The organism is Microcoleus sp. B3-D2 (genome assembly GCF_036705345.1).
In the GTDB taxonomy this organism is placed as follows: domain Bacteria; phylum Cyanobacteriota; class Cyanobacteriia; order Cyanobacteriales; family Microcoleaceae; genus Microcoleus.
Map to the genome: position 1 here is coordinate 1 of NZ_JAUBUG010000049.1, position 21,041 is coordinate 21,041.

19 protein-coding genes, 1 tRNA gene and 1 pseudogene are annotated in these 21,041 nt (G+C 46.4%); 10 read left to right on the forward strand and 11 right to left on the reverse strand.

All coding sequences use genetic code 11. From position 1 onward, the window contains the following. Nucleotides 1-89 precede the first annotated feature (89 nt). From QUB14_RS18685 to QUB14_RS18695, 3 genes are all read left to right on the forward strand, one after another. Nucleotides 90-551, forward strand: coding sequence for an SH3 domain-containing protein (locus QUB14_RS18685; RefSeq protein WP_190656764.1), 462 nt, complete (start codon nt 90-92; stop codon nt 549-551). A gap of 447 nt (nt 552-998) precedes the next feature. Further along, entirely contained in the window at nt 999-1,175 is a 177-nt protein-coding gene (locus QUB14_RS18690) for a hypothetical protein (RefSeq protein ID WP_333218596.1), read from the forward strand. 529 nt (nt 1,176-1,704) lie between these two features. After that, nucleotides 1,705-3,297, forward strand: coding sequence for a peptidoglycan-binding protein (locus QUB14_RS18695; protein WP_333218595.1), 1,593 nt, complete (start codon nt 1,705-1,707; stop codon nt 3,295-3,297). A gap of 177 nt (nt 3,298-3,474) precedes the next feature. Here QUB14_RS18695 and QUB14_RS18700 read toward each other — a convergent pair whose 3' ends face one another. From QUB14_RS18700 to lipA, 3 genes and pseudogenes are all read right to left on the reverse strand, one after another. Next, a complete protein-coding gene (locus tag QUB14_RS18700; RefSeq protein ID WP_333218594.1) occupies nt 3,475-4,002 on the reverse strand; it encodes a transcriptional repressor in 528 nt (175 codons plus the stop codon). A gap of 421 nt (nt 4,003-4,423) precedes the next feature. Further along, nucleotides 4,424-5,689, reverse strand: coding sequence for an RNA polymerase sigma factor SigC (gene sigC / locus QUB14_RS18705; RefSeq protein WP_333218593.1), 1,266 nt, complete (start codon nt 5,687-5,689; stop codon nt 4,424-4,426). Nucleotides 5,690-6,475: 786 nt separating this feature from the next. Next, nucleotides 6,476-7,351, reverse strand: a pseudogene (gene lipA, locus QUB14_RS18710) (lipoyl synthase); the annotation flags it as partial. Between the two features lie 91 nt (nt 7,352-7,442). Between lipA and QUB14_RS18715 the strand changes: the two are divergent. Both QUB14_RS18715 and QUB14_RS18720 read left to right on the forward strand, forming a co-directional pair. Continuing rightward, nucleotides 7,443-7,516, forward strand: a tRNA-Pro gene (locus QUB14_RS18715). A 477-nt stretch (nt 7,517-7,993) separates the two neighbouring features. Beyond that, nucleotides 7,994-9,115 (forward strand): EAL domain-containing protein, encoded by a 1,122-nt coding sequence (locus QUB14_RS18720; RefSeq protein ID WP_333218592.1) that lies wholly within the window; start codon nt 7,994-7,996, stop codon nt 9,113-9,115. A 169-nt stretch (nt 9,116-9,284) separates the two neighbouring features. Here QUB14_RS18720 and QUB14_RS18725 read toward each other — a convergent pair whose 3' ends face one another. The 3 genes from QUB14_RS18725 to QUB14_RS18735 all read right to left on the reverse strand — a co-directional run bounded on the left by QUB14_RS18725 (nt 9,285) and on the right by QUB14_RS18735 (nt 12,502). After that, nucleotides 9,285-10,160, reverse strand: coding sequence for an SDR family oxidoreductase (locus QUB14_RS18725; RefSeq protein ID WP_333218591.1), 876 nt, complete (start codon nt 10,158-10,160; stop codon nt 9,285-9,287). Between the two features lie 147 nt (nt 10,161-10,307). Continuing rightward, nucleotides 10,308-11,093 carry an exodeoxyribonuclease III gene (gene xth, locus QUB14_RS18730; RefSeq protein ID WP_333218590.1) on the reverse strand — a complete coding sequence of 262 codons (786 nt, stop codon included), beginning with the start codon at nt 11,091-11,093 and terminating at the stop codon, nt 10,308-10,310. Next, entirely contained in the window at nt 11,090-12,502 is a 1,413-nt protein-coding gene (locus QUB14_RS18735) for an NB-ARC domain-containing protein (protein WP_333218589.1), read from the reverse strand. Before QUB14_RS18735 ends, xth begins: the two co-directional genes overlap by 4 nt. A 324-nt stretch (nt 12,503-12,826) precedes the next feature. Between QUB14_RS18735 and QUB14_RS18740 the strand changes: the two genes are divergently transcribed. Next, nucleotides 12,827-13,363 (forward strand): DUF6232 family protein, encoded by a 537-nt coding sequence (locus QUB14_RS18740; RefSeq protein WP_333218588.1) that lies wholly within the window; start codon nt 12,827-12,829, stop codon nt 13,361-13,363. Nucleotides 13,364-13,389: 26 nt separating this feature from the next. Further along, a complete protein-coding gene (locus QUB14_RS18745; RefSeq protein WP_333218587.1) occupies nt 13,390-13,770 on the forward strand; it encodes a hypothetical protein in 381 nt (126 codons plus the stop codon). Nucleotides 13,771-13,855: 85 nt separating this feature from the next. Here the strand turns inward: QUB14_RS18745 and QUB14_RS18750 are convergent, their stop codons facing one another. The 5 genes from QUB14_RS18750 to QUB14_RS18770 all read right to left on the reverse strand — a co-directional run bounded on the left by QUB14_RS18750 (nt 13,856) and on the right by QUB14_RS18770 (nt 16,199). After that, a complete protein-coding gene (locus tag QUB14_RS18750) occupies nt 13,856-14,083 on the reverse strand; it encodes a hypothetical protein (protein ID WP_445250970.1) in 228 nt (75 codons plus the stop codon). Then, nucleotides 14,073-14,411: a DUF6972 family protein gene (locus QUB14_RS18755; RefSeq protein WP_333218586.1), complete on the reverse strand. Its 339-nt coding sequence runs from the start codon at nt 14,409-14,411 to the stop codon at nt 14,073-14,075. The genes QUB14_RS18750 and QUB14_RS18755 overlap by 11 nt, the downstream gene beginning before the upstream one ends. Before the next feature lie 437 nt (nt 14,412-14,848). Continuing rightward, nucleotides 14,849-15,277 carry a heavy metal-responsive transcriptional regulator gene (locus tag QUB14_RS18760; RefSeq protein ID WP_006632299.1) on the reverse strand — a complete coding sequence of 143 codons (429 nt, stop codon included), beginning with the start codon at nt 15,275-15,277 and terminating at the stop codon, nt 14,849-14,851. A 103-nt stretch (nt 15,278-15,380) separates the two neighbouring features. Then, nucleotides 15,381-15,674, reverse strand: coding sequence for a hypothetical protein (locus QUB14_RS18765; RefSeq protein ID WP_333120947.1), 294 nt, complete (start codon nt 15,672-15,674; stop codon nt 15,381-15,383). A gap of 354 nt (nt 15,675-16,028) precedes the next feature. Beyond that, complete coding sequence (locus tag QUB14_RS18770) at nt 16,029-16,199, reverse strand: hypothetical protein (protein WP_172186391.1); 171 nt, start codon at nt 16,197-16,199, stop codon at nt 16,029-16,031. A gap of 167 nt (nt 16,200-16,366) precedes the next feature. On the opposite strand from QUB14_RS18770, the gene QUB14_RS18775 reads away from it, so the two are divergent. The 3 genes from QUB14_RS18775 (at nt 16,367) to speA (ending at nt 21,009) form a co-directional block, all read left to right on the forward strand. Beyond that, complete coding sequence (locus QUB14_RS18775; protein ID WP_333218585.1) at nt 16,367-16,957, forward strand: DUF3611 family protein; 591 nt, start codon at nt 16,367-16,369, stop codon at nt 16,955-16,957. A gap of 190 nt (nt 16,958-17,147) precedes the next feature. Beyond that, the gene (locus QUB14_RS18780) at nt 17,148-18,299 is read left to right on the forward strand and encodes a helix-turn-helix domain-containing protein (RefSeq protein WP_333218584.1); all 1,152 of its coding nucleotides are present in this window, start codon (nt 17,148-17,150) and stop codon (nt 18,297-18,299) included. A 700-nt stretch (nt 18,300-18,999) separates the two neighbouring features. Further along, nucleotides 19,000-21,009: a biosynthetic arginine decarboxylase gene (gene speA, locus QUB14_RS18785; RefSeq protein ID WP_333218583.1), complete on the forward strand. Its 2,010-nt coding sequence runs from the start codon at nt 19,000-19,002 to the stop codon at nt 21,007-21,009. Nucleotides 21,010-21,041: the final 32 nt, after the last annotated feature.

A 21,041-nucleotide genomic window follows, 5' to 3' on the forward strand; every position in this document is an offset into this window, starting at 1 on the left:
TTCCTTCTTCCTTCTTCCTTCTTCCTTCTTCCTTCTTCCTTCTTCCTTCTTCCTTCTTCCTTCTTCCTTCTTCCTTCATTTGCGGTTTTATGAACAGTGTATATAGCGTTTTCAAATTTTTAGTGGGTTTTCTGCTCGCGATCGTCCTGATGGCAGGTGCTAGCGTGGCTGCTGCACTTTACTTTGCCGCTAAGCTAACTACTGTGCCCGAAAAACCTGTTTTTCCCAACGACAAAACAGCAGTTCAGGTTGCCGGCGCTGGGCCCAAGTCAACAGCCCAGGCTAGCCCAGTTTCTACATCTAGCGATGCCCCGTCTCCGAAACCCCTGGAACCGGGAGCTTACCGAGCTGTGGTGACTCAGCCGATCGGCTTAATTCTCCGGGATACTGGTAGCCGAGACTCGAACCGCATTGGCGGTGTTGGTTACAAGGAAAAAGTCGTAGTTTTGGAAGAGTCGCCCGACAAAGAGTGGCAGCGAATTCGGATTGAGGATGGCAATCGCGAAGGTTGGGTCAAAGGTGGCAATACTGAAAGAGTTGAGGGCGAATAGGACTTAGACAAAAAATATACTCCTCTGATTGTGAGGGCAGCGAAGCAATCGTAGTGTGCAGGTTGTTTACCAACCCCGGGTTTTTCCCTGTCTCTGGTTCCAAATAGCGAGATACATATTTATAAATAAAAGTCAAGTTAAATTTATTTACGATATTTGCGATAGCAGTTTGAGGCGCTGACACTGCGGGTGCGATCGCCCCTGCAAAATCCTGAATTTGACATAAAAGCCCAGCAGACAAAAGGTTTCAACAGCTAAAACTCAACAGAAAAACTCGAAAATACATAATCCTAACTTATGTTATTCAGGAGAGTATGTTAAGAAACTTAGCAAAATTTTAAGGTTAGTTGCAAAACCCAGGCTGTTGTCACTGGCGCAGAGGCAAGAGTGGTAGCTTGGATTACAAGATGTAAGTTTTCAGCTTAACAGCTACCAACAATAAAAAATATGTACGACAAACGTCCCGATCGAGATTTGGCGACTGCTGCTGTTACTGCGGCTTTGGGAGCTGGGGTCGTTACCTCTTTTGCGGTGAGCAGAGGGCAAAACCCGCTGGTAGCCATCGCAATTACTGTTTTTGCAGCGGCAGTAGCTGTAATTTGCGATCGGTTCGGCTTAATTTAAGCGATGGTCGATTTTTTAATACAAAGTCAACTTATCAAGAAATCCCCGCCCTATTTGCAACTAGCAAAAGTGGGGATTTTTAGTGGCTAGTTTTTTGGTTAATCAGCGGTACTTTCCTAGACGCAATCGCCACATGAAGAAGCCGCGTTTCTTAACAAAAAACCTGCGATTTCAGGCTCTTTACCAGACCACAAATTAAGGTGATGACCGCCTGCTCGCAAGTCTTGTGGTAATTTCAGCGGCAGCCAGATAAAATATTAGCCAGCACTACCCCACAACTTATTCTCCTTTGACCTTAAAGGCTAAGACTATACCTGCAAACTTTTTTGCTGAGTCTCGCGTCTCTAGAAGCAGCGATGCTATCTTGGTTATTACCTGTAATTATTTTTGACGGTATTTAAAAAAAAAAACGGGTGCTTCGCGCTTTTCATGTAGAACTTAGCGTTGGTAGAATCCAAGCCAAGCGTGCCAAAAATCATTTTTGGCAGCTTGCTCACACAACCCACCCACAATTTCACACTAAAAAATTATGGAATCTCTTGCTTACCTCGAACTTGCTCTTGTTTGCGAAGCACCCGCAGAGTCGAAAATTTTTGATGAGCTCAAGTGGCAAAACCTATCGAGTCAGACTTACGTCCGTTTGCTGTCTCTGGCTTTGATGCTGTCGGTTTTGAGTGCAGCCGGTTCGGCTTTTGCTCAAATAGATCCGGGATATCCAAATTTGCGCTCTGTTCAAGACAGGTTGCGGGAACTCGGCTATTTTCCCAGATCTTCGACTGGTCAACTCGGCCCGGTTACTAAACAAGCGCTGACTAACTTTCAGCGAGACTATCAACTGTCGCTGACTGGTAGGCCCGATCGAGCTACTGTGATAGCACTCAACAGTTTTGCCAGGGACGATCGACCTTTTAATACTATTTATACAAATTATCGGGAGCTGCGTTTTGGAGACGCAGGTGCAGGTGTTTCTGCTCTCCAGCGCAGGTTGCAGCAGCTAGGCTACTTCAGCGCGCGTCCCACAGGGAGTTTTCGCGAAGTTACTCAAAATGCCGTTAGATACTTCCAGCGAATTAATCGACTGCGGGTGACGGGAGTTGCCGATAGGCAAACTTTAGCTTTGCTGTTTGGTTCCACCCGGCCTGTTCCCCCCGTTACGCTTCCAGGGAATATTTCGGGAAATGGCGGTTGCAAAGGGCTGCGGTTCGGGGACACAGGGGCGACGGTAGACTTGATCCAGCGGCAATTAAAAGCTTTGGGCTATTTTGAAGGCGGCGTTGACGGCAAGTTTCGGGAACGCACTCTCTACGCTGTGACTCGTTTTCAGCAAGATTACAATCTGGTTTCTGACGGCTGCGCTGACACTGCTACTTTGACTGCTATCGATGCCCAGATGAGGGCAGCTCAAATTACCTCATTGACTGAGGAAAATGACCAACAGACTAATTCCGGAGATTTTCTGGAGTTGGGCGACAGAGGCCGACAAGTAGAATTTGTGCAGCGGCGGCTGCAAGAATTGGGTTATTACAGGAGCCAGATTCACGGTTGGTTCGATCGACCAACTCAAGCAGCTTTGATCCGCTTTCAGAGAGATAGCGGGCTGTTCGGGACTGGAAGGGTCGATCGCAGCACTCGATCGGCTTTGCGGCAAGGCAACAGGCAGGCAGCAGCGCCTGTGCCGCAAATCGCCACTGGTCTGCGACGGGGCGATACTGGGCCTGCTGTCCGACAACTTCAGTCTTCGCTCAGAAGTCTCGGCAAAAACCCCGGCCCGGTGAACGGAGTATTTGGAGCCGAGACCGAGTTTGCACTGCTGTCGTTTCAGCAGGAACGCAATTTGTCACCGGCGACGGGTATTGCCACTCCGGCAACTTTGGCGGATCTCCAAAACGGATTAGCTGGGCGGTTAGCTGTTCCTGCTGTTCCTGCTGTTCCTGCTGTTCCAATTAGCAGTAGTTTGAACTCTCGATCGAGCATTCAGCAATTACAAAGGCGGCTGCAAGACCTCGGCTTTTACACAGGCTCGATCAGCGGAGTTTTTGATACTCCGACGAGAGACGCCCTCGATCGAGCTCAGCGCAGTTACGGGGTCAGCAGCGACGATTTGTTGAGCCAAACTTTTTAGTCCCAGCCTTGCGGACGCTACATCAAAGAAATCGGGTTTCTCGTTTCCGACTCATTCCTGAAATGATGTATTTTTCTTAAGAAACCCGGTTTCCCCGTAACTGCGATCGCACTTGGGCTACCGATTTTTGTTAAAACTTGTAACAAGCCGTACTTGAAATGCGAAAATAGTGTACTATCACTCGACTGAATCCGGGGCGCTGCTGCCGTTGTGGGCGATCGACCTCGGACAAGACCAATTGCTGGAAACCAAAGACGGCCATCCCATCCGCAAAGCTTCGTGGCAAACCGTATGAATCGTTAGCTGGCAGTCTAGCAGGTGCAACCCAGACTTTTCAGCTTGCTTCATGCCAATTTTCAGAATCGAGTCGTTGTTAAATTCGATCGTTCTGTTGCACTGAACGCAGACTAGGTGATGGTGGTGGTGGGGGTAAGGTTGATTTATTTCATAGTGTTTGTGACCTTCTGCTAGTTCGAGTTCGCGGAGGAGGCTCATCCTTGCCATTAACTTTAAAGTTCGGTAAATGGTGGACAAGCTAATGTTTTCGCCGCGATTTTTTAACAAAGTGTACAAATCCTCGGCACTCAGGTGATTGCCTTTGGGGAGGTTCTGAAACACGTGCAAGATGGTTTCCCGTTGGGGAGTCATCCGCCAGCCTTTGTCATTGAGTTCGGATTTGAATGAAGACGCGGTGTAAAGTGCCATAGTGACCCTCTCAAGAAAGTCTGCCTATTGACAATAATACACAACGATCGAGATATTTTGCAAATATCGCAGCTTATTGAAAAAAGATTGAGGAAAAAATTTGGTTTTTGATATTTTTTGAATTTTAACCAGCTTTATGACTGAAAGCATCCAGGATACAAGCCCCCGGATTCATCCGTCCAGAAATAAAAAACCTGTATCCGATGAAACTTGCCCCCCGAATTTATGCGTGGGGTCAATGCTTCAATCCTTTAATCTAAAATCTAAAATCTAAAATCTAAAATCGATTGACTTGCTGCAGAGGACAGAGAAGCGGTTTAGAAGTAAATATAGTTACTTCTGCCGAATGCCTCATGCCTTCTGCACAAGTGCGGAATGCCTTGCTCCCTGATTAATAATCGCGCTGACTGACCGGCTCAATTTAAGTTAGAGACTCCAGATAGTCGCGGACGCGGTTGCGACGCTTGGGTTGGCGGAGTTTTTGCAAAGCTTTGGCTTCAATTTGGCGGACTCGTTCGCGGGACAAGTCGAGCGCGCGACCGATTTCTGCCAGCGAATAGGGGTGTCCGTCGCCCAAACCAAAGCGCATCAGAATTACATCTCGCTCGCGGCTGGTCAAATCTGCCAGCAGTTGCTGCAAGTCGCGGTGCAGAGCTTCTCGCATCAGCATTTCTTCTGGGGAGATGCTGTCGGTTTCGAGCAAGTCGCCCAACTCTGTATCTTTTTCGTTGCCCACTTTAGTTTCCAAAGAAACAGAACGGGGGACTCGCAGCAAAACTTCTCGGACTTGGGGCGCCGTCATGTCCAACTCGACAGCGATATCTTCGATCGTAGCTGTCCGACCTTTTTCTTGAGAAATTTTGCGCTGGGCTTTTTTGATTTTGTTAAGTTTTTCGGTGATGTGGACGGGGAGGCGAATGGTGCGGCTTTGAGTGGCGATAGCCCGCGTAATTCCCTGCCGAATCCACCAGTAGGCATAGGTGCTAAACCGATAGCCCCGCGTCGGGTCAAACTTTTCTACAGCTCGCTCCAGTCCGAGAGTACCTTCTTGTATTAAGTCGAGCAATTCTAAACCGCGATTTTGATATTTTTTCGCCACCGAAACCACTAGGCGCAGGTTCGCCTTAATCATGTGGTCTTTCGCTTCGATGCCTTCAGCTTGAATTCTTTCGATCGCCTCGACTGTCATCTCTGCTAACTCTGCCCAGTGGCGCTTGCCTTCGGACATAATTCGCTTGAGTTCTGGCACGTCACCGACGCCGGCGGTTAATGCCCAGCGTTCCAGGGAAGGCTTATGTCCCAACTGTGCTGCTAACCGATCGCGCACTTCAATTAAATGCACGAAGCGCCCAATTAGCCCTTCTTCCTGGGAGGCGACGGTGTTGCGTAATTCCAGCAATTTGATATAGCGCTGAACTTTTTGAGCTTCCGAGACTTCTTCGTCTCTACCCAAGAGACGAACCCGACCTATTTCTTGGAGGTACAGGCGCACTAAATCTGTAGTGCGGCGGCTGGCATTTTTTTGCAATTTTGCTGCTGGGTCTGCATCTTCTGTCTCTGCTGGGTCTTGGTCGAGCAGTTCGTCTCCAGCTTCTTCAGCATCTTCATCCAACACATCACCTTGCAAGGGATTGACTTGCAGTTGTTCGTCGAATTCAGCTTCAGCGTAAAAAGAGGTGGCTGGCATAGTGATTTTCTCAGTTGCTCCGGGTGAAAAGATGCTACGCTTAGCGGTTATTTATAATTAAGATGCCCATTTGGTTAAGACGAAGCATCACCGCTTTGTGTTTCTTTACTAACTTTTCTGACTTTTCTGCTGTTGTTCGATCGAACTTTTGCTGCCCCACTTGTTTTACCAAGATTCTGGAAAACGCTAAGAACTTTCTGATGTAACAGGTTGAAGCCCCGAAAAGTGTGTTGTACTTCTTTGTTTATGTAGCTAGTATAGATAGTGACTGGCTAGAAACAAGTGACGTTAGTCAGAAGTTAAGTTAATCTTCATCACCAATAACCTGGTTCCCGATCACTTCGGAAAATTAGCCATTTTTTTAATAAAACTTTATATAACTCGGCGCTCTTGATTAAATACGCTGTTGTGAGCGCAGAACTTTAATCCATTACAGCATATGAGCTTCAGAGTTGCTATAGTCCGCAGTACCGAGTTATTGACTGACGCAAAAACCGGGTTTATTCCTCAAATTTCTGGATTAAAACCTAGAAGTTTGAGGAAGAAACCCGGTTTCGGGATCTCTTTTGCCTAAGTCGCGACTTTGAGGCGGCGATCGACCGATAATTGTTGTGCTGTTGCGTGCTGCTTCGGGCTTAACATCACGCCCCTAACACCAGCATCTGAAACCGGGTTTTTTGCCCAAGGCCTGCATATCAAGCGCAGGTTTTTCCTCGCTGTTACCGGGTTGATCTAGTTTTAGTGAGAATGGTGCGATCGGGCGCGAGTCAACTCAAATTAAAATTGCTAGCGTGGGTAAAGTTTCATTAGTTCCCTCACCTGTTCGGCGTGATAGGAACTGCGAGTTAAGGGAGAAGCGACAACTTGCAAGAATCCCAAAGATTCGCCAAACTTTCTCCAAGCATCAAACTGTTCTGGAGGCACAAAGTTTTCTACGTTCAAGTGCTTTTGAGTCGGTTGCAGGTACTGTCCAACTGTTAAAATATCGCACCCGACAGCCCGTAAGTCCTGCATCGCCTCTCGAATTTCGGTGTCTGTTTCTCCCAGTCCCACCATGATGCCGGATTTGGTGTAAACCCCAGGTGCGAGTTCGCGGCTTCGCTGCAATAGTTCCAAGCTGCGATCGTACTTTCCTTGCGGCCGCACCTTGCGGTAAAGTCGCTTTACGGTTTCGGTATTGTGGTTGAGTACCTCTGGCCGGGCTGCGAGAATGATTTCTAAAGCCTGCCAGTTGCCGCACAAGTCGGGAATCAAAACTTCTATAGTTGTATCGGGCATCGCCGATCGCACTGCTTGAATGCACTCGACAAACTGAGACGCGCCCCCATCCGGCAAATCGTCCCGGTTAACAGAGGTAATCACGACGTGGTTGAGTTTGAGCCGCTGCACCGCTTGCGCCAATCTTTGGGGTTCCGTGGGATCTAAAGGTTGGGGCTTTTTCTCAAAATCGATGTCGCAGTAAGGACAGGCGCGGGTACAAGCCGGGCCCATAATCAAAAATGTCGCAGTACCTGCGTTGAAGCATTCGCCGATGTTCGGACACGACGCCTCCTCGCAAACCGTATTCAGGGATAAATCCCGCAAAATTTCTTTGACGTTGCCGACGCGCTCCCACTGGGGGGCTTTAACTCGCAACCACTGGGGCTTAACTGTCACGTCTGTCTCCGCCTGAGTAGTATTTTACAAATCATTATATACGAGGTTGCTAAATTTTAACTTGAATGTGATAGCCTTAAAATATAGTGACTAATTTCGGGATGTAGCGCAGCTTGGTAGCGCACCTCGTTCGGGACGAGGGGGTCGCAGGTTCAAATCCTGTCATCCCGATTATAAAATTAAATTGGATATGCCCCAACAAGTGAGTGTGTTTTGGGCGATCGTCCGGCTGTGTATATTTGTGGTTGGGATAAATTAATGGAGCGGGCGATTCCCTACGGGATAGCTGCGCTTCATGGGCGTGTTAATTCGCCTTTGCTAAAAAATTAACTGTAGCGACTGTGTTGGCAAAGGGAATTAGAGAATAAGGCGTAAAGAATCACAGCAGCAGTAGAGAGTAGCCAACAAGTCTTTGCCTTCTCCCTCTGTGAGGATTTGGGACTGTCTTTAATCACACGTACTTGCTCAATGCTGAGAACTTTGACCAAGGTTTAAAACCGGAGGCAAGTATAAATACTGCAAGAATTCTTAAATACAAGTTCATCACGATTTACATCTTGAGATAGATGAATTAATAGGTGAATGAGCTTATAATAAAAGTTAATTCTTAGAGTCTCTTAAATTAACCCAAAACCGGAGGATATTCCAATGCAAATAAGTGGCAAAGCCTTCGGCTCCTGCTCTCGCTGCGAAACATTACCCGCCAAAATAGAGGGCAGGGGAGGTCTATACCTGTGGTTTCCAGTATCGCACACGCTGACCAAGGTTATTTCTGCACTAACCAAGGCTGAACTTGAATTTCGGCTGTTAGAAGAGAGCAAGTGTTTGTACATTATGCTTGAGGGAATAGCCAAAGAAAAGTTTAACGCCCTAGCATCATCTGCGCTGACAAATCAAGAGTTGAAAGAGACCAAAGTTTTGTGGATGCACGAAGTTGAACAGCCAAAACTTAGCGATTTTTATCGCAGCACTTCCTTAGACTCTTTTATTAATTTGAGTAACTCGGATTGGCTGTTAGATTTATTGTCCGAAGAACGCATTACTACACATTTTCAGCCAATTGTTTATACCTCAGATACTTCTAAAATTTTTGCCCACGAAGCGCTGCTCCGAGGAATTGACGAGCAAGGAAACTTAATTTATCCGGGTCGGATTTTTGCCCAAGCAGAATCAGCAGGCCTAATTTTTCAACTAGATGTTTTAGCCCGGACTCGCGCTATCCGCGAAGCCCATGTTTACGATATCAAAGAACTACTTTTTATTAATTTTTCTCCGACTTCAGTTTACGATCCCGCTACGTGCCTGCGAAGAACAGTACAGGCTATTGATGAAGCGGGAATTCCTCACAGCAATATTGTTTTTGAAGTAGCGGAATCTCAGCACCCTCCTGATATCGATCACTTGATTAATATTCTGAGGTTTTACCGAGAGGCGGGATTTTTAATTGCCCTGGACGATTTTGGCAGCGGTTCTTCTAATTTAAATTTGATGCACCAACTGCGTCCCGATTTTATTAAGTTGGATATGCAATTGATTCGCAACGTCCATCAAGATTATTATAAGGCACTCATTACGGAAAAGATGTTAGAAATTGCTGCTCAATTAGAAATTAAAACTGTTGCTGAAGGTGTGGAAACTTTGGAGGAGTTTGAGTGGGTGCGGGAACGGGGAGCAACTTTTGTTCAAGGTTATTTGATTGCTAAGCCGACTTCTCCGCCGATCGCAGTTACCAGCTATATTGGTGCTGAACCACTACCTATTTCTGCTTAAATGCTTTCCAGTTGCGATTTGGCGCTACATTTTGTTCGTTTCCATGCAGAGCCGGGAGACGCATATCGGGATGCTTGGCCTCCATTAAAATGAGACAAGAATTTGGAGGCAGAGCCTCCCGATATTCATTACCAGGCAGAGCCTGGTAACGAGAATTACTAGCAGCACTTTAGACGCTCAAATTGCGTCGCAAAAAGCTTTCTAAGGATTCCATTCTCATGCCGTAGGTTGATTCCAAGTTTTGCACTTCTTCGGGAGTGCAGAAATACTCGTTACCCAGCAATACCCGCAAAGTTCCTAAGTCTTTTTGAGCTTGAGGATTCAATAAACCCAAGGCATTTCTCAAACCGTCAAACACAACCAGCGGCGGGTTGATTACCATCGGTTCGCGATTGAATATCCGTCCAAAAATCCGGGGAATGTCGTCTCTTGTCAGCACATCCGGGCCACCGACTCGCAGAATTTGGTTGCGGGCGCCTTCGACTGTTGGCGAGTCTGCGGCAATCTTTGCTAAGTCGTCGGTACTGACAACAGATGTGCGGTTTTTGCCATCGCCAATCAGCAGGTAAAGTCCGGTTTCTCGAAATCTTTCTGCTAGCGGTAACAAGCTGGAAGCAAAACCGGCAGGCCGCAAGATTGTATAATTCAATCCGCTGTTTTGCAGGTATTTTTCTACTTCTCGCTTGGCTTTGAATACTGCGGAATCTTCGTATCCTCGATCGACTCCCAGTACCGAAATAAAGACAAAGTGCAGCACTCCGGCTTCTTTGGCGCAGTCGATTAATTCTATGTTAGCGCGGTAGTGTACTGCTTGAACGTCGCCGCCGGTGCCGTGGCTGCTGATGATGTATTGCACTCCTTGGCAGGCTTTTTTAATATCTTTGTCTTGTTTTAAGTCGCCGATAAAAATCTCGGCGCCTCGGTTTTCTAGTTCAGAGTAGCGAGATGCGAGGCGAACGAATGCGCGGACAGGCTTTTCTTGCTGTCTGATTTCTCGTACAATTCGGCGGCCTAGTGCGCCTGTTGCTCCGGTTACTAAGAACATGATTTTTAGTTGTTGGTTGTTATTAACTGGATCGGGACTTACGCATAGGATCGAGAAACCTGGTTTCTTAAATTTATCGTTGCTAAACCTAAGATTTATGGTAGAAACCGGGTTTCTTTTGCCTTAGTTTTATTTATAACTCATAAATCAAATTTCGACAATTACGGGGGCGTGGTCGCTGGGTTTGATTAATTTTCTGGGAGCAATGTCTATTGTACAGTTTTTTGCTTGTTCGTACAGGGGAGGGCTGAGATAATGGTGGTCGATTCTCCAGCCGTTGTTGCGGGGAAATGCGGCGGCCCGGTAGTCCCACCAGCTATAATGACCTCCTTCTGTGGTGAATTTGCGAAAGGGGTCGTTTAATCCTAATTCTATTATTTCTGTTAGTGCGAGGCGCTCGGCGACAGACAAGCCGACGGAGTTAGCATTGGCTTTGGGATTGTGGATATCTCGATCGTCCGGGACGATGTTGAAGTCCCCGCAAATGCACAAGTTGGGGGATTTATCTAGTGCTATTTTGAGGTATTCTTGCAGCAGTTTGAGCCACTTTAGCTTGTACTCATATTTCTCGCTGCCAACTTCGGAACCGTTGGGAACGTATACGCAAATAATGCAAATATCGTCTATAATCCCCGCTATTAGGCGTTTTTGTTCGTCAAAAATACCTGTGGTTTCGTCGCCGAGAAGGGGGGTAAATCCGGTGCTGATTTGCGTTAGGGGCGATCGGCTGAGAATGGCTACGCCGTTGTAGGATTTTTGACCAGAAATGTAGCAGTTGTAGCCGAGGTTGATGAAGGGTTCTAGGGGGAAGTCTTTGTCTGTAACTTTGGTTTCTTGGAGGCATAGAACGTCTGGGGAGTTTGTTTGCAACCAGCTAGTAACGTGTTCTATGCGGGTGCGGATTGAGTTGACGTTCCAGGTTGCGATTTTCATTTTTTGTTGGTTATATACTCTCTGATTACTGGCGCGATCGTAAAGTGCGATCGCCCATTTTGTTTTACTGTTTCAACTAATGACCGTCGTCCTAAAGATTGCATGACTTTCAAGAGTTCTGGCGGTGATAGTTGCAGGTTTTCTGGTATTTTTGAGATGTCGGCTGGTTCGGGGGTATTGGCTAGCCATGCGATCGCCTGTTGTTCGGATGCGGTTAGGCGAGCGAAATGCTGGTGCAGGAGTGATTCTAAGTCTCCCAAGAATAGGGTATCATAGGAGAGGAATTCGGAAACGCTACCGCCGAATAAGTCTTGAATCAATGTGGCAACTATATTTAACCATAAGGGATTGCCTCGGTAAAGGTCGATCAGTTCTGACCATTTCTCCGGTTCTGCTAAACATTTTTCTCTGAATATTTCTTGTGCTTCGGGGCCTAAGCCGTTGAGTGGCAGAGATTTGCAGGGGCGGTTTTCGCCTTCTAAGGCGGCTATTTCTCTGGGTTTTTCCCAACTCAGGAGGATTAAGCAACTGTTGTGGGATGATTCTGTTATTTGTTTGAAGAATGCGCCGTAATTTTCATATCCAGGTTGGTAATTTCCTGCGAGTTGTCCGCTGCTGAAAATGGTTTGGATATCATCGAGGATGATCAGACAGCGGTGCGATCGTAAATATTCTAGTAGGGGCAATCCCCCCGTGGTTGCCCTTTCTTCTGGATAGGGGGCGGGCAGGGAGGGGGCGGGCACGGGGGCATCGCCCCTACAGAATTTAATTAAGTCGGTTTGGAGTGATGCCAGCGGTGGAGAGTTGCGGAGACTTCGCCAGATGATGTAGTCGAATTCGTGTTGAATTTGTGAGATTAGTTGGAGAGTAAGGGCGGTTTTGCCAATACCGGATAAGCCTAAGATGGTGATGAGGCGGGTGCGGCCTAAAATCCAGTTTTCGAGGGTGGTGAGTTCGGATGTGCGGTTATAGAATAGGTTGGGTTCTGGTGCGTCAGCTAAATCTTGACGAACTTTTGATTTAGTTTGGTTATAAATTGCCTGATTAGGTTTTTCTGTATTTGAGATTTCTGAGGGATGCGACTTGTTCTCACAAACACTGAAATTATCAATTTGTGCATAATAGTTTCCAAAGTTTGATTCAACTATGGATAATTGCAGTCTTTCCATTGTGTATCGAAAGTTGGATTGATTGATATCTTCGCCTAATGTTTCTGATAAAACTTTCCATAATTTTGATGCCATCTTCTTAACATGAGCTTCGCTACGGTAGCAATTTTTGGCAATTTCTGGGTATTTCTGGCGTTGCCAAGTGCCACGCAATATAGCTTCCTGTAGATGATCGAGGTGTTTTCCTGTCTTAGCGAATACGATTTCGTCAGCGATTTTTAAGACTTCCTGAACTTCCATAGGTGGAGTGGGGGGGTTTAGTTTGGCTGATTGCTATCCTACTCTATCCTACCGTTTGATACTTTAGCAACTAAATTATACTATTTGCTACTGATTCACGGTAATAAAAATTAATAAATACCAGCTAAATCCTACTTTGTTTTACTAGACAAAATTTATAAAATCGGGCAAAATGATAATAACTAAACCGTTACCAAATCATTACTTTTACTCAAACTATAGTGGTGCGCTACGCAGGTCAAATTTGAAAAATATTAAGTTGAGTCAGTATATCGGACTTGCAAGATAATAACACCATTAAATAAACTAGGTAGGAGAAAAGGTATGAGTACAAGTATGGGAAACAACATACAGCGGCAAAATGATAAAGTTATTGTAATAGACAAACCAGAAGCTATAGTCGTCACTAAAAAAGTAGTTAAATTTGGCTCTTATGTTTATCAATTTCGTAACGTTACTGGATTTGGATTTGCAAATGTAAAAACGCCTTATAAAGTACATCCTCTAGTTATCTTGATATTCCTTATTTTAGGCACCGGTTTAGTTTACCAAAGCGACAAAACGACACAAGGATTTGGAATACTAATCCTTTTATTAGGATGTGCTGGAGTTATTGACAACCTTTTGCAGCCAAAACGAATAGGGCTTGAATTATACGTAAATTCTGGAGACAATGTAATATTTGTCACTACCGATAAATCAGGCGTCAGAGATGTAATTTCACAACTATGCCAATTTATGGAGAGTGACATAGAAGATATCAAGGTAATTAATATTAACCAAAATCATGCCACAATAGGTGTTGGCTATGCTGAGCAACTGCAATCTGGACAAATAGGTGGCAAAATAGATAATAGATAATAGTTAATACTAGGTAAGGAGAGATTATGACAGAACGCAAAGTAAATATTGATTCAAGTCACGCCTCAATAGGTGTTGGCTACAGTGAAAAAGTAGAGGCTGAGCAAATAGGTGGGACTATTAATAATTACTCACCCGAACAAAAGCAAACTCTAGCCGAAGCAGCAAAAGAAGTTCAGGAGCTTTTAGATCAGTTATCTGAGACATACCCAACAAAAACTGTTGCCGAGAAATCAGCAGTTGCAGCGAAAGCTATCGAAGAAATTGAAAAAAAACCTGATGTGAAGGGAAAGGTGCTTAAAGCTTTGAAAGCTGGTGGAGTAGCAGCACTAATGGAACTTACAAATAATCCCGTCGTGAAAATTCTAACTCCAATGCTTGAAAGTTTACTGGAAGAAAGTAAGTAAGCCTTACTATCCCCATTTTAGAAGAAGAGCGATCGCCCTTACATCCCAAATTGTCAAAAAGCGCGATCGCCCCTACATGAATTATTCAAACTAACTCCGACACACTCAGCCGCCCTTCTACGGGTTCATACTCATCCTCTAAAAGCCAATACTGCGCCTCATCATAACTCTGACTAGAAAACACAACTTTATAACCCTCAGCCGGATCGTATATCCGACAATTTCCCTCAGCGTCACTTAGTAACAAAAGCAGATAAGGCGGTGAAAGATTTGGATCGATCCATACCTCTGTAAATTCCCAGTTATTCTTCACTAAATCGGCTTCGAGGCGTAACGTGGTATCGGTTTTCTGCATCAACTTTTATCTCTCCGTAGTAAAGTAAAAGACGGCTACCATCCGGGTCAACTCTATAACCAATTGATTCAGCAAAAAACATACCATAACGATCGTAGCCCCGAATCGTACCTGTAAATTCTCCATCTTCTATTATGGCTTGAGCTACCTGATTCATAGTAGCCTCATCGTTAAAAATATGAGCAGCACGTCCTTTATTAAGCAGTCTTCTCATTTGTGGCGTGTCTGGCAAGTGTTTAGCAATGTGCCTGCTGTCAAGGGTGATTTGGCGATTAATTCCACTCATTAATTAATTACTGAGCATACAAGTATGATTAAATCATGCGATCGCCCTTACATCCCAAATTGTCAAAAAGCCTGTAGGCGTAACCAGCCGCAGGCAATGGGCGCAGCATCGCTATGTCTGTAGCAAATCCCCATCAGTCAAGAGTTCATACTAGGAAATATCGCTCTCAAAAATACTTGACAGTGAAAATCTGGCGGTGTACTATAGAAGTAGTGCAAACAATGAAAAACATGAGACTAAAAAGTTGGGAGTCTCCCCGCAGCGAGGGTAGAAACTCCAAAGGTAAAGGCGGCTCAGCCAGAGCTCGGCAACTCAAAAAGCAACAGCAAACTCTGCGAAAACAGTTAAAAGCTCAACACGATCGACAAAACCACCAACAAAACCATCAAGGGAAGGAAACCGATAATTCCTTCCCTTTTTTTGTATCTTTCTGCTGCTCAATCCCGCTGAATGTTCGGACAAATCGTGCGAGTAATGCTCGCCTGCGAAGGTTGCTCTTGCCAGCAGTTGAGAATGCCTTGCAACTCCCTCTTCAAAGTTTCTAAGGCTGCAATTTGCACGGAAATTTCCTCTACCTTAGCCGTGAGATGCTGCTTCGCTTCAGAGCAAGGCAACTCCCCCCGATCGCGAACTTGTAAAATATCCTTAATCTCCTGAAGGCTCAAACCCAGAGTCTGAGATCGTTTAATAAACGCCAACCTGTTAAATACCGTTTCGCCAAACAAGCGATAACCAGCGGGCGATCGCTTTACCGCAGGAGACAGCAAGCCCATCTCCTCATAGTAACGAACAGTTTTCACCGACAAACCACTACAGGCAGCTACAGAGCCAATTTTGTACAGTTTCTCGGCAACAGAAATATTCATAAACCAAGCATCCAAGATCGAAAGACTTTCTTGCCCTATCTTTTAGTGCCTCAGATCCAGGGAGTCGATCGGCACATCGCCCAGTCACCATTGCCCCGTAATCTTAATAAGGAGGATTTTTTTTAGACACATTAAGCACGGGCAACTGAGGTCTAGAAGACTGAGGAGGAAGATAGTATTCGGGAGCAGGTGCGGGTTGTTCGGCTCCAGAGCGGTAAAATTGCCACCAGCGGAGAGCCATCGCCACCCCAGCGGTGCCAAGCCCAAAAGCCAATAAAGAGCCACTCGCACCGATGCTGCCGATGGCTGCATCGACAACGCCGACTGTCACAACAAAGCTGGTAATTGGTTCTCTACGGTAAGCTGACCTCAAAAGTCGCGTCCACGAAGCATTCATTTGGTTTTACTCTGTTCTATATTTATTTACAATCTCTAAAACTTAGAGTTGGCGGAACGATCGGGATTTCTAGCTCAAAGACTAGCTTCACCTAAATTAATCTTCTCGCCTGTGGGGAATTGTACGGGAGCGAGGCAAAATTGCCAAGCTTGTCAAATCAAAATTCCACCCCATATACACCTCCAAAAGCCAGCTATTGCATTCGGGAACAGATCTCTCTCGGCAGAAAAGTCGCTGGGCTTGTTTCTAATTAATATTTTAATCAATTCCCGAATGTGTCGCGGTCAGCAGAAGTCACACCCGCTGCCGGAAGAGTCAAGGCAAAGTGTAACGCTGACCGCGCCGTTGCTAAAATTAGTTGAGACCTAACCAGGACAGCAAGCCCTGGCCTGTGACATACTCGATAATTAAAGTTAAAGAAAAACCGATCATCGCGGCTCGACCGTTAAGACGTTCCGCGTAGCTGTTGAAGCCAAACTTTGGCTGTTCCAGTTTGGGAGTGACGGTGGGTTGTAGTTGTGTCATTGCTTTGGGTACCTGGCGATCGACGCTATTCAAATGTGAAATCCAATGTTAGTTACAAATCTTAAACATTGCTACTTCTATTATAAAGAGGGTTAACCGCCGTCAACCGTCCCCGAAGAGAAAAAACTGCTGCCAACTAATGCCAATTAATTATACCCGCTCAAAATATGACTAATCAGTTAGATAACGATAAGCTTCCTGTCGCGGTACAGCGAGTAGCCTTTGCCCTTCGTACAACAGGCTGGGTTTGCTTCTGGGTACAGGTAGTGCTAGGGGTGGTAGCGGCGATCATTTTGCTCTTTGCCATCCCCTTCGCCATCCCCAGGGCTACCGCCGCTGCGGGTTCAACCAGTGCCGGCACGGGCGGCGGCGTATTTTTTGCCATTTGCGGGCTGGCCGTACTCGCTTACAGCGTATATCGCTCTTTCCGCTTCACCCGCTTGTCGAGACAACTGCGATCGCCCGCTAACGCTGTCCGTCCCAAAAAAGCAGACACCATCAAAGAAGTGCGGCTGGCACTTTGGAGCAACTTATCCGGAATGGTGCTGACGCTGATCGGCGCAGAAGCCATCAGCGGCACGCTTTTAGCCAAATCTCTAGCTCAGCCGCAAGCCTTGTTCGGTGCCGCAGTTGATTTGGGCCGATTTATTCAGCCGCTAGATATATTTGTGGTACTCGCCAATACTCACGCCACTGTTGCCCATTTTGTCGGGATTTTCGGGGCTCTTTTTTTGCTCGATCGCATCCACAAACAATAGTTATTGGTGAGGGGCAACCGATGCCCGATGCCCGATGCCCGATGCCCGATGCCCGATGCCCGATGCCCGATGCCCAATGCCCGATGCCCGATGCCCCACTCTCCCACTCTCCCCCAACCCACATCCGGAATCACTGCCAACCTGTCGAAGAACGTACTCAGATACCTTCTACTAAGACAACATGAATATCATGGCACTGAAACCCGAGGCTTATTTTGGGGTGACAGATCACCCAACTATTGAAATTTCTCAAGAAAGTTTTCGTTCTGTCCTAGGTCAAATAGAAACTGAACTCCTCTGTAGCGACACCTATAGCCAAGCTCTAGCAAGCCTGCAAACAATGTTGGGCGAAGCAGCCTCCGCTGCCGAAATTTTAATTAGAGCAGTTAGCAGAGAAGCCGTCAAGCTCGCATTTGACCGATTTCCCAAACAAAACAAAATTGAACCGCAAGTAGCCGAACAGAGTTTTCCTGCTTTAAGTCCCGCCTTTGATACCGTGACAGAAATTCAAGAATTGGAGCCACCAGTAGCTGCTCCTGTTTTCTATTGGCGCAGCGCTAGTGTGGAAGCGCCGCCCCAAACCGAGTCCGACACAGAAAATTCCGATCGAGACACTAACACTTCTGAAGACAGCAAACAAGCGCCCCAAGACGAAATTAAAGTCGAGTCTGCTCCACCTGCAACTGTCACCGTCCCCGGAAAATCCTTCCCAGGGTTCGGTTTTCCCAAGAAGCCGAAAAAACTCACCAAGGAAGAAGAAGCAGCAAAAGCAGTTCAAGAGCGAGAAGAGTGCCTGCGGGAGTTGGGTAGAGAATTGCGTAAGGGACGGCAAGTTCGCTCCCTATCCCTGCAGCAACTCCACAGTCAAACTCTCGTGCCGCTGCACCACATCGAATCGATCGAAAATGGGGAAATCGACAAACTGCCCCAAGATATTTACGTTAGAGGTTTTATCCGCAGACTTGGCGACGCCTTGGGACTAGACGGCAGCGCTATGGCAAATGCTTTGCCCAAACCCGCTCCGAGTCCAATTCCCAGTATGTATGTGTCTGTTTCCGATTCCGACTCAAGCGAAGGCTTTCAAATGCGTCCGGTGCATTTGTACATCGGCTACACCGCTTTGATGGCTGGGGCTGTAGGGGGTTTGGGTTGGCTGTCGCAGCAACCCGTGGTGCCAGGAGCACAGGCAGTACCTCAACCGCAGGTGACACCGCCAGCCTCAGTTGCACCGGCTCAGAAGACCCCAGAAAAAGCACCTCAACCGGGCTTGAAGAAGTCTAATAGTCACGGGAGAATCATTGTGGGGGCTGACATGGCGCCGCCGGAGGTGATTTTTGGTTAGTGTGTGTCGGGCGAGCGATCGTCCGACAACTCTCTTGGTGCAGGTGAACTCGCAAACCCGGTTTCCGAGTTCACCTGCATAGGGATACTTGGTTGAAGAAAGGAGTCCAGCAGAGCTATTACGGTTGAGATTTTTGTTCAATCCCCCACCTTCATCCATCTGTAGAGTCAATTCTAAAATCTAAAATCTAAAATCTAAAATCTAAAATCTAAAATCTAAAATCTAAAATCGCCGGCCCGTGTAGCCAAAGTGATTTTTCAACTGGATCAGGAAACCCGATATATGCGATAAACTATCTATTTGACCACTCCTAAAAGAGGTTTCCGATAAGGTCAGTAACTCAGGGCTAAAGCCACTGAGCTTGTAAGAGAGATCAAGCAAGCTGTGCTGACCAGCCTAAGTCTTAGCTGACTACGTTATTCAGGTCATAACACCGGAGAATGCGACGCTAGTTTTCCGCTCTGTTGTTTACAGTTAAACAGTCTTAAAGTCACTGAGACAGTGCTGTAAGCGTGACAAGCCTTTATAACCTTGGCGAAGCGAACATTACCCCGAAAGGGAGACGGGGCAACCATACCCCGTATTGGAGAGGCAATCATACCTCTCCAACCCCGCAAGGGGATTCAAGGCGATTGAAATCGCCGCGCCGTTTTCCTCTCTTGGCTCAAGCCAGTGAGTTTCCCACTTACCGAGTATTTTTATGAGTTCCCCAGCCACCGCTGCTTTCTCCGATCTCGATCCCCTATCGACTCACTCGCCAACAGTCACGAGTTTGGCGGCACCAGACAGTGCTTTGGTAACGGCGGCTCAACTGCCACAAAAATCTTGGACAATAGAAGATAGTGAGAAACTCTACCGCATTCAAGGTTGGGGCGAACCGTATTTTTCGATCAATGCAGCCGGTCACGTTACAGTTTCTCCCAAGGGCGATCGCGGCGGTTCCCTCGACTTGTGCGAACTGGTAGAATCCCTGAAACAGCGAAATTTGGCTTTGCCCCTGCTGATTCGATTTTCTGATATTTTGGAAGACCGGATCGAGCGCTTAAATTCGTGTTTTGCCAGAGCGATCGCTCGGTACAATTACAAAAATGTCTATCGCGGTGTCTTTCCAGTTAAATGCAACCAGCACCGACAATTAATTGAAGATTTGGTGCGTTTCGGTCAACCCCATCACTTCGGGCTCGAAGCCGGCTCCAAACCGGAATTAATGATAGCTTTGGCGACCTTAAAAAACCCAGGCGCTTTGTTAATTTGTAATGGTTACAAAGACCGCGAATACATCGAAACTGCTATTTTGGCGCAGCGGCTAGGGCAAACTTCCGTAATTGTACTGGAGCAAATAGAGGAAGTAGAACTCGCAATTGTCGCGAGCAAAGCATTAGGAATTAAACCGATTTTGGGAGTGCGAGCAAAACTCACTACAAAAGGGGTTGGCCGCTGGGGAGGTTCCACGGGCGATCGGGCAAAATTTGGCTTGACAATTCCTGAAATTATCCGTGCAGTCGGCGAACTAGAAAAAGCTGGAATGCTCGATTGTTTGCAGTTATTGCACTTCCACATCGGCTCTCAAATTTCCTCAATTAGTGTCATCAAAGACGCCATTCGAGAAGCCAGCCACATTTATGTAGAATTAGCTAAATTGGGAGCTAATATGAACTACTTGGACGTAGGCGGTGGACTCGGCGTTGACTACGACGGGTCTAAAACAAACTTCCACGCTTCCAAAAACTACAATATGCAAAACTACGCTAACGACGTAGTAGCGGGAGTGAAAGATGCCTGCGACGAGCGCAAAATCCCCGTTCCAATTATCATTAGCGAAAGCGGGCGGGCGATCGCTTCTCACCAATCAGTGTTAGTTTTTGACGTACTCGGTACTAGCGATGTCCCCAGAGAAGTACCAGAACCAGTAGATGAAAACGCGCACCAAATTCCGCGCAATCTCTACGAAATTTACCAATCTATCAGTCCCGAAAATTACCAAGAAGTTTATCACGATGCTATCCAATTCAAGGAAGAAGCAGTCAGTTTATTTAACTTAGGCTATTTGGGAATGGCGGAACGGGCGAAAACCGAACAGTTGTACTGGGCTTGCTGCGATAAAATACAGGCGATCGCGCGGCAAAAACAATATGTATCGGAGGATTTGGAAGACCTAGAAAAGGTGATGGCGTCCATTTATTACATCAACTTATCTGTTTTCCAGTCAGTACCAGACAGTTGGGCAATTAACCAATTGTTCCCTATTATGCCAATTAACCGACTCGAAGAAGAACCAACTCAGCGCGGTATTTTAGCCGATATCACCTGCGACAGCGACGGCAAAATCGACCAATTTATTGATTTGCGAGATGTGAAGTCGGTTTTGGAACTGCATAGTCTCAAACCTGGAGAACCTTACTATTTGGCGCTCTTTTTGGGAGGTGCTTATCAAGAAATTATGGGCAACCTTCACAACTTATTCGGCGATGCTAATGCAGTTCACATTCAGCTAACACCTTCTGGCTATCATATCGAACACGTTGTGAAAGGAGACACTATGAAAGAAGTCCTCAGCTACGTACAGTACGATTCAGAAAATTTGGTGGAAAGCATCCGCCGTCAGACAGAAGCAGCTTTGCAGCAAAATAAAATTACTCTTTCCGAGGCCCAACTTTTGCTGCAAAATTACGAGCGGAGTCTCAGCCAATATACTTATCTTCAGTCTTAAAATGTAGGGTGCAACTTAAGCACATTACCAGA

Bases quoted from the DNA above. Each gene is read 5' to 3' on its own strand.
- QUB14_RS18685 (WP_190656764.1), top strand. From the start codon at position 90: ATGAACAGTGTATATAGCGTTTTCAAATTTTTAGTGGGTTTTCTGCTC.
- QUB14_RS18690 (WP_333218596.1), top strand. From the start codon at position 999: ATGTACGACAAACGTCCCGATCGAGATTTGGCGACTGCTGCTGTTACT.
- QUB14_RS18695 (WP_333218595.1), top strand. From the start codon at position 1,705: ATGGAATCTCTTGCTTACCTCGAACTTGCTCTTGTTTGCGAAGCACCC.
- QUB14_RS18700 (WP_333218594.1), bottom strand. From the start codon at position 4,002: ATGGCACTTTACACCGCGTCTTCATTCAAATCCGAACTCAATGACAAA.
- sigC (WP_333218593.1), bottom strand. From the start codon at position 5,689: ATGCCAGCCACCTCTTTTTACGCTGAAGCTGAATTCGACGAACAACTG.
- QUB14_RS18720 (WP_333218592.1), top strand. From the start codon at position 7,994: ATGCAAATAAGTGGCAAAGCCTTCGGCTCCTGCTCTCGCTGCGAAACA.
- QUB14_RS18725 (WP_333218591.1), bottom strand. From the start codon at position 10,160: ATGTTCTTAGTAACCGGAGCAACAGGCGCACTAGGCCGCCGAATTGTA.
- xth (WP_333218590.1), bottom strand. From the start codon at position 11,093: ATGAAAATCGCAACCTGGAACGTCAACTCAATCCGCACCCGCATAGAA.
- QUB14_RS18735 (WP_333218589.1), bottom strand. From the start codon at position 12,502: ATGGAAGTTCAGGAAGTCTTAAAAATCGCTGACGAAATCGTATTCGCT.
- QUB14_RS18740 (WP_333218588.1), top strand. From the start codon at position 12,827: ATGAGTACAAGTATGGGAAACAACATACAGCGGCAAAATGATAAAGTT.
- QUB14_RS18745 (WP_333218587.1), top strand. From the start codon at position 13,390: ATGACAGAACGCAAAGTAAATATTGATTCAAGTCACGCCTCAATAGGT.
- QUB14_RS18755 (WP_333218586.1), bottom strand. From the start codon at position 14,411: ATGAGTGGAATTAATCGCCAAATCACCCTTGACAGCAGGCACATTGCT.
- QUB14_RS18760 (WP_006632299.1), bottom strand. From the start codon at position 15,277: ATGAATATTTCTGTTGCCGAGAAACTGTACAAAATTGGCTCTGTAGCT.
- QUB14_RS18765 (WP_333120947.1), bottom strand. From the start codon at position 15,674: ATGAATGCTTCGTGGACGCGACTTTTGAGGTCAGCTTACCGTAGAGAA.
- QUB14_RS18770 (WP_172186391.1), bottom strand. From the start codon at position 16,199: ATGACACAACTACAACCCACCGTCACTCCCAAACTGGAACAGCCAAAG.
- QUB14_RS18775 (WP_333218585.1), top strand. From the start codon at position 16,367: ATGACTAATCAGTTAGATAACGATAAGCTTCCTGTCGCGGTACAGCGA.
- QUB14_RS18780 (WP_333218584.1), top strand. From the start codon at position 17,148: ATGGCACTGAAACCCGAGGCTTATTTTGGGGTGACAGATCACCCAACT.
- speA (WP_333218583.1), top strand. From the start codon at position 19,000: ATGAGTTCCCCAGCCACCGCTGCTTTCTCCGATCTCGATCCCCTATCG.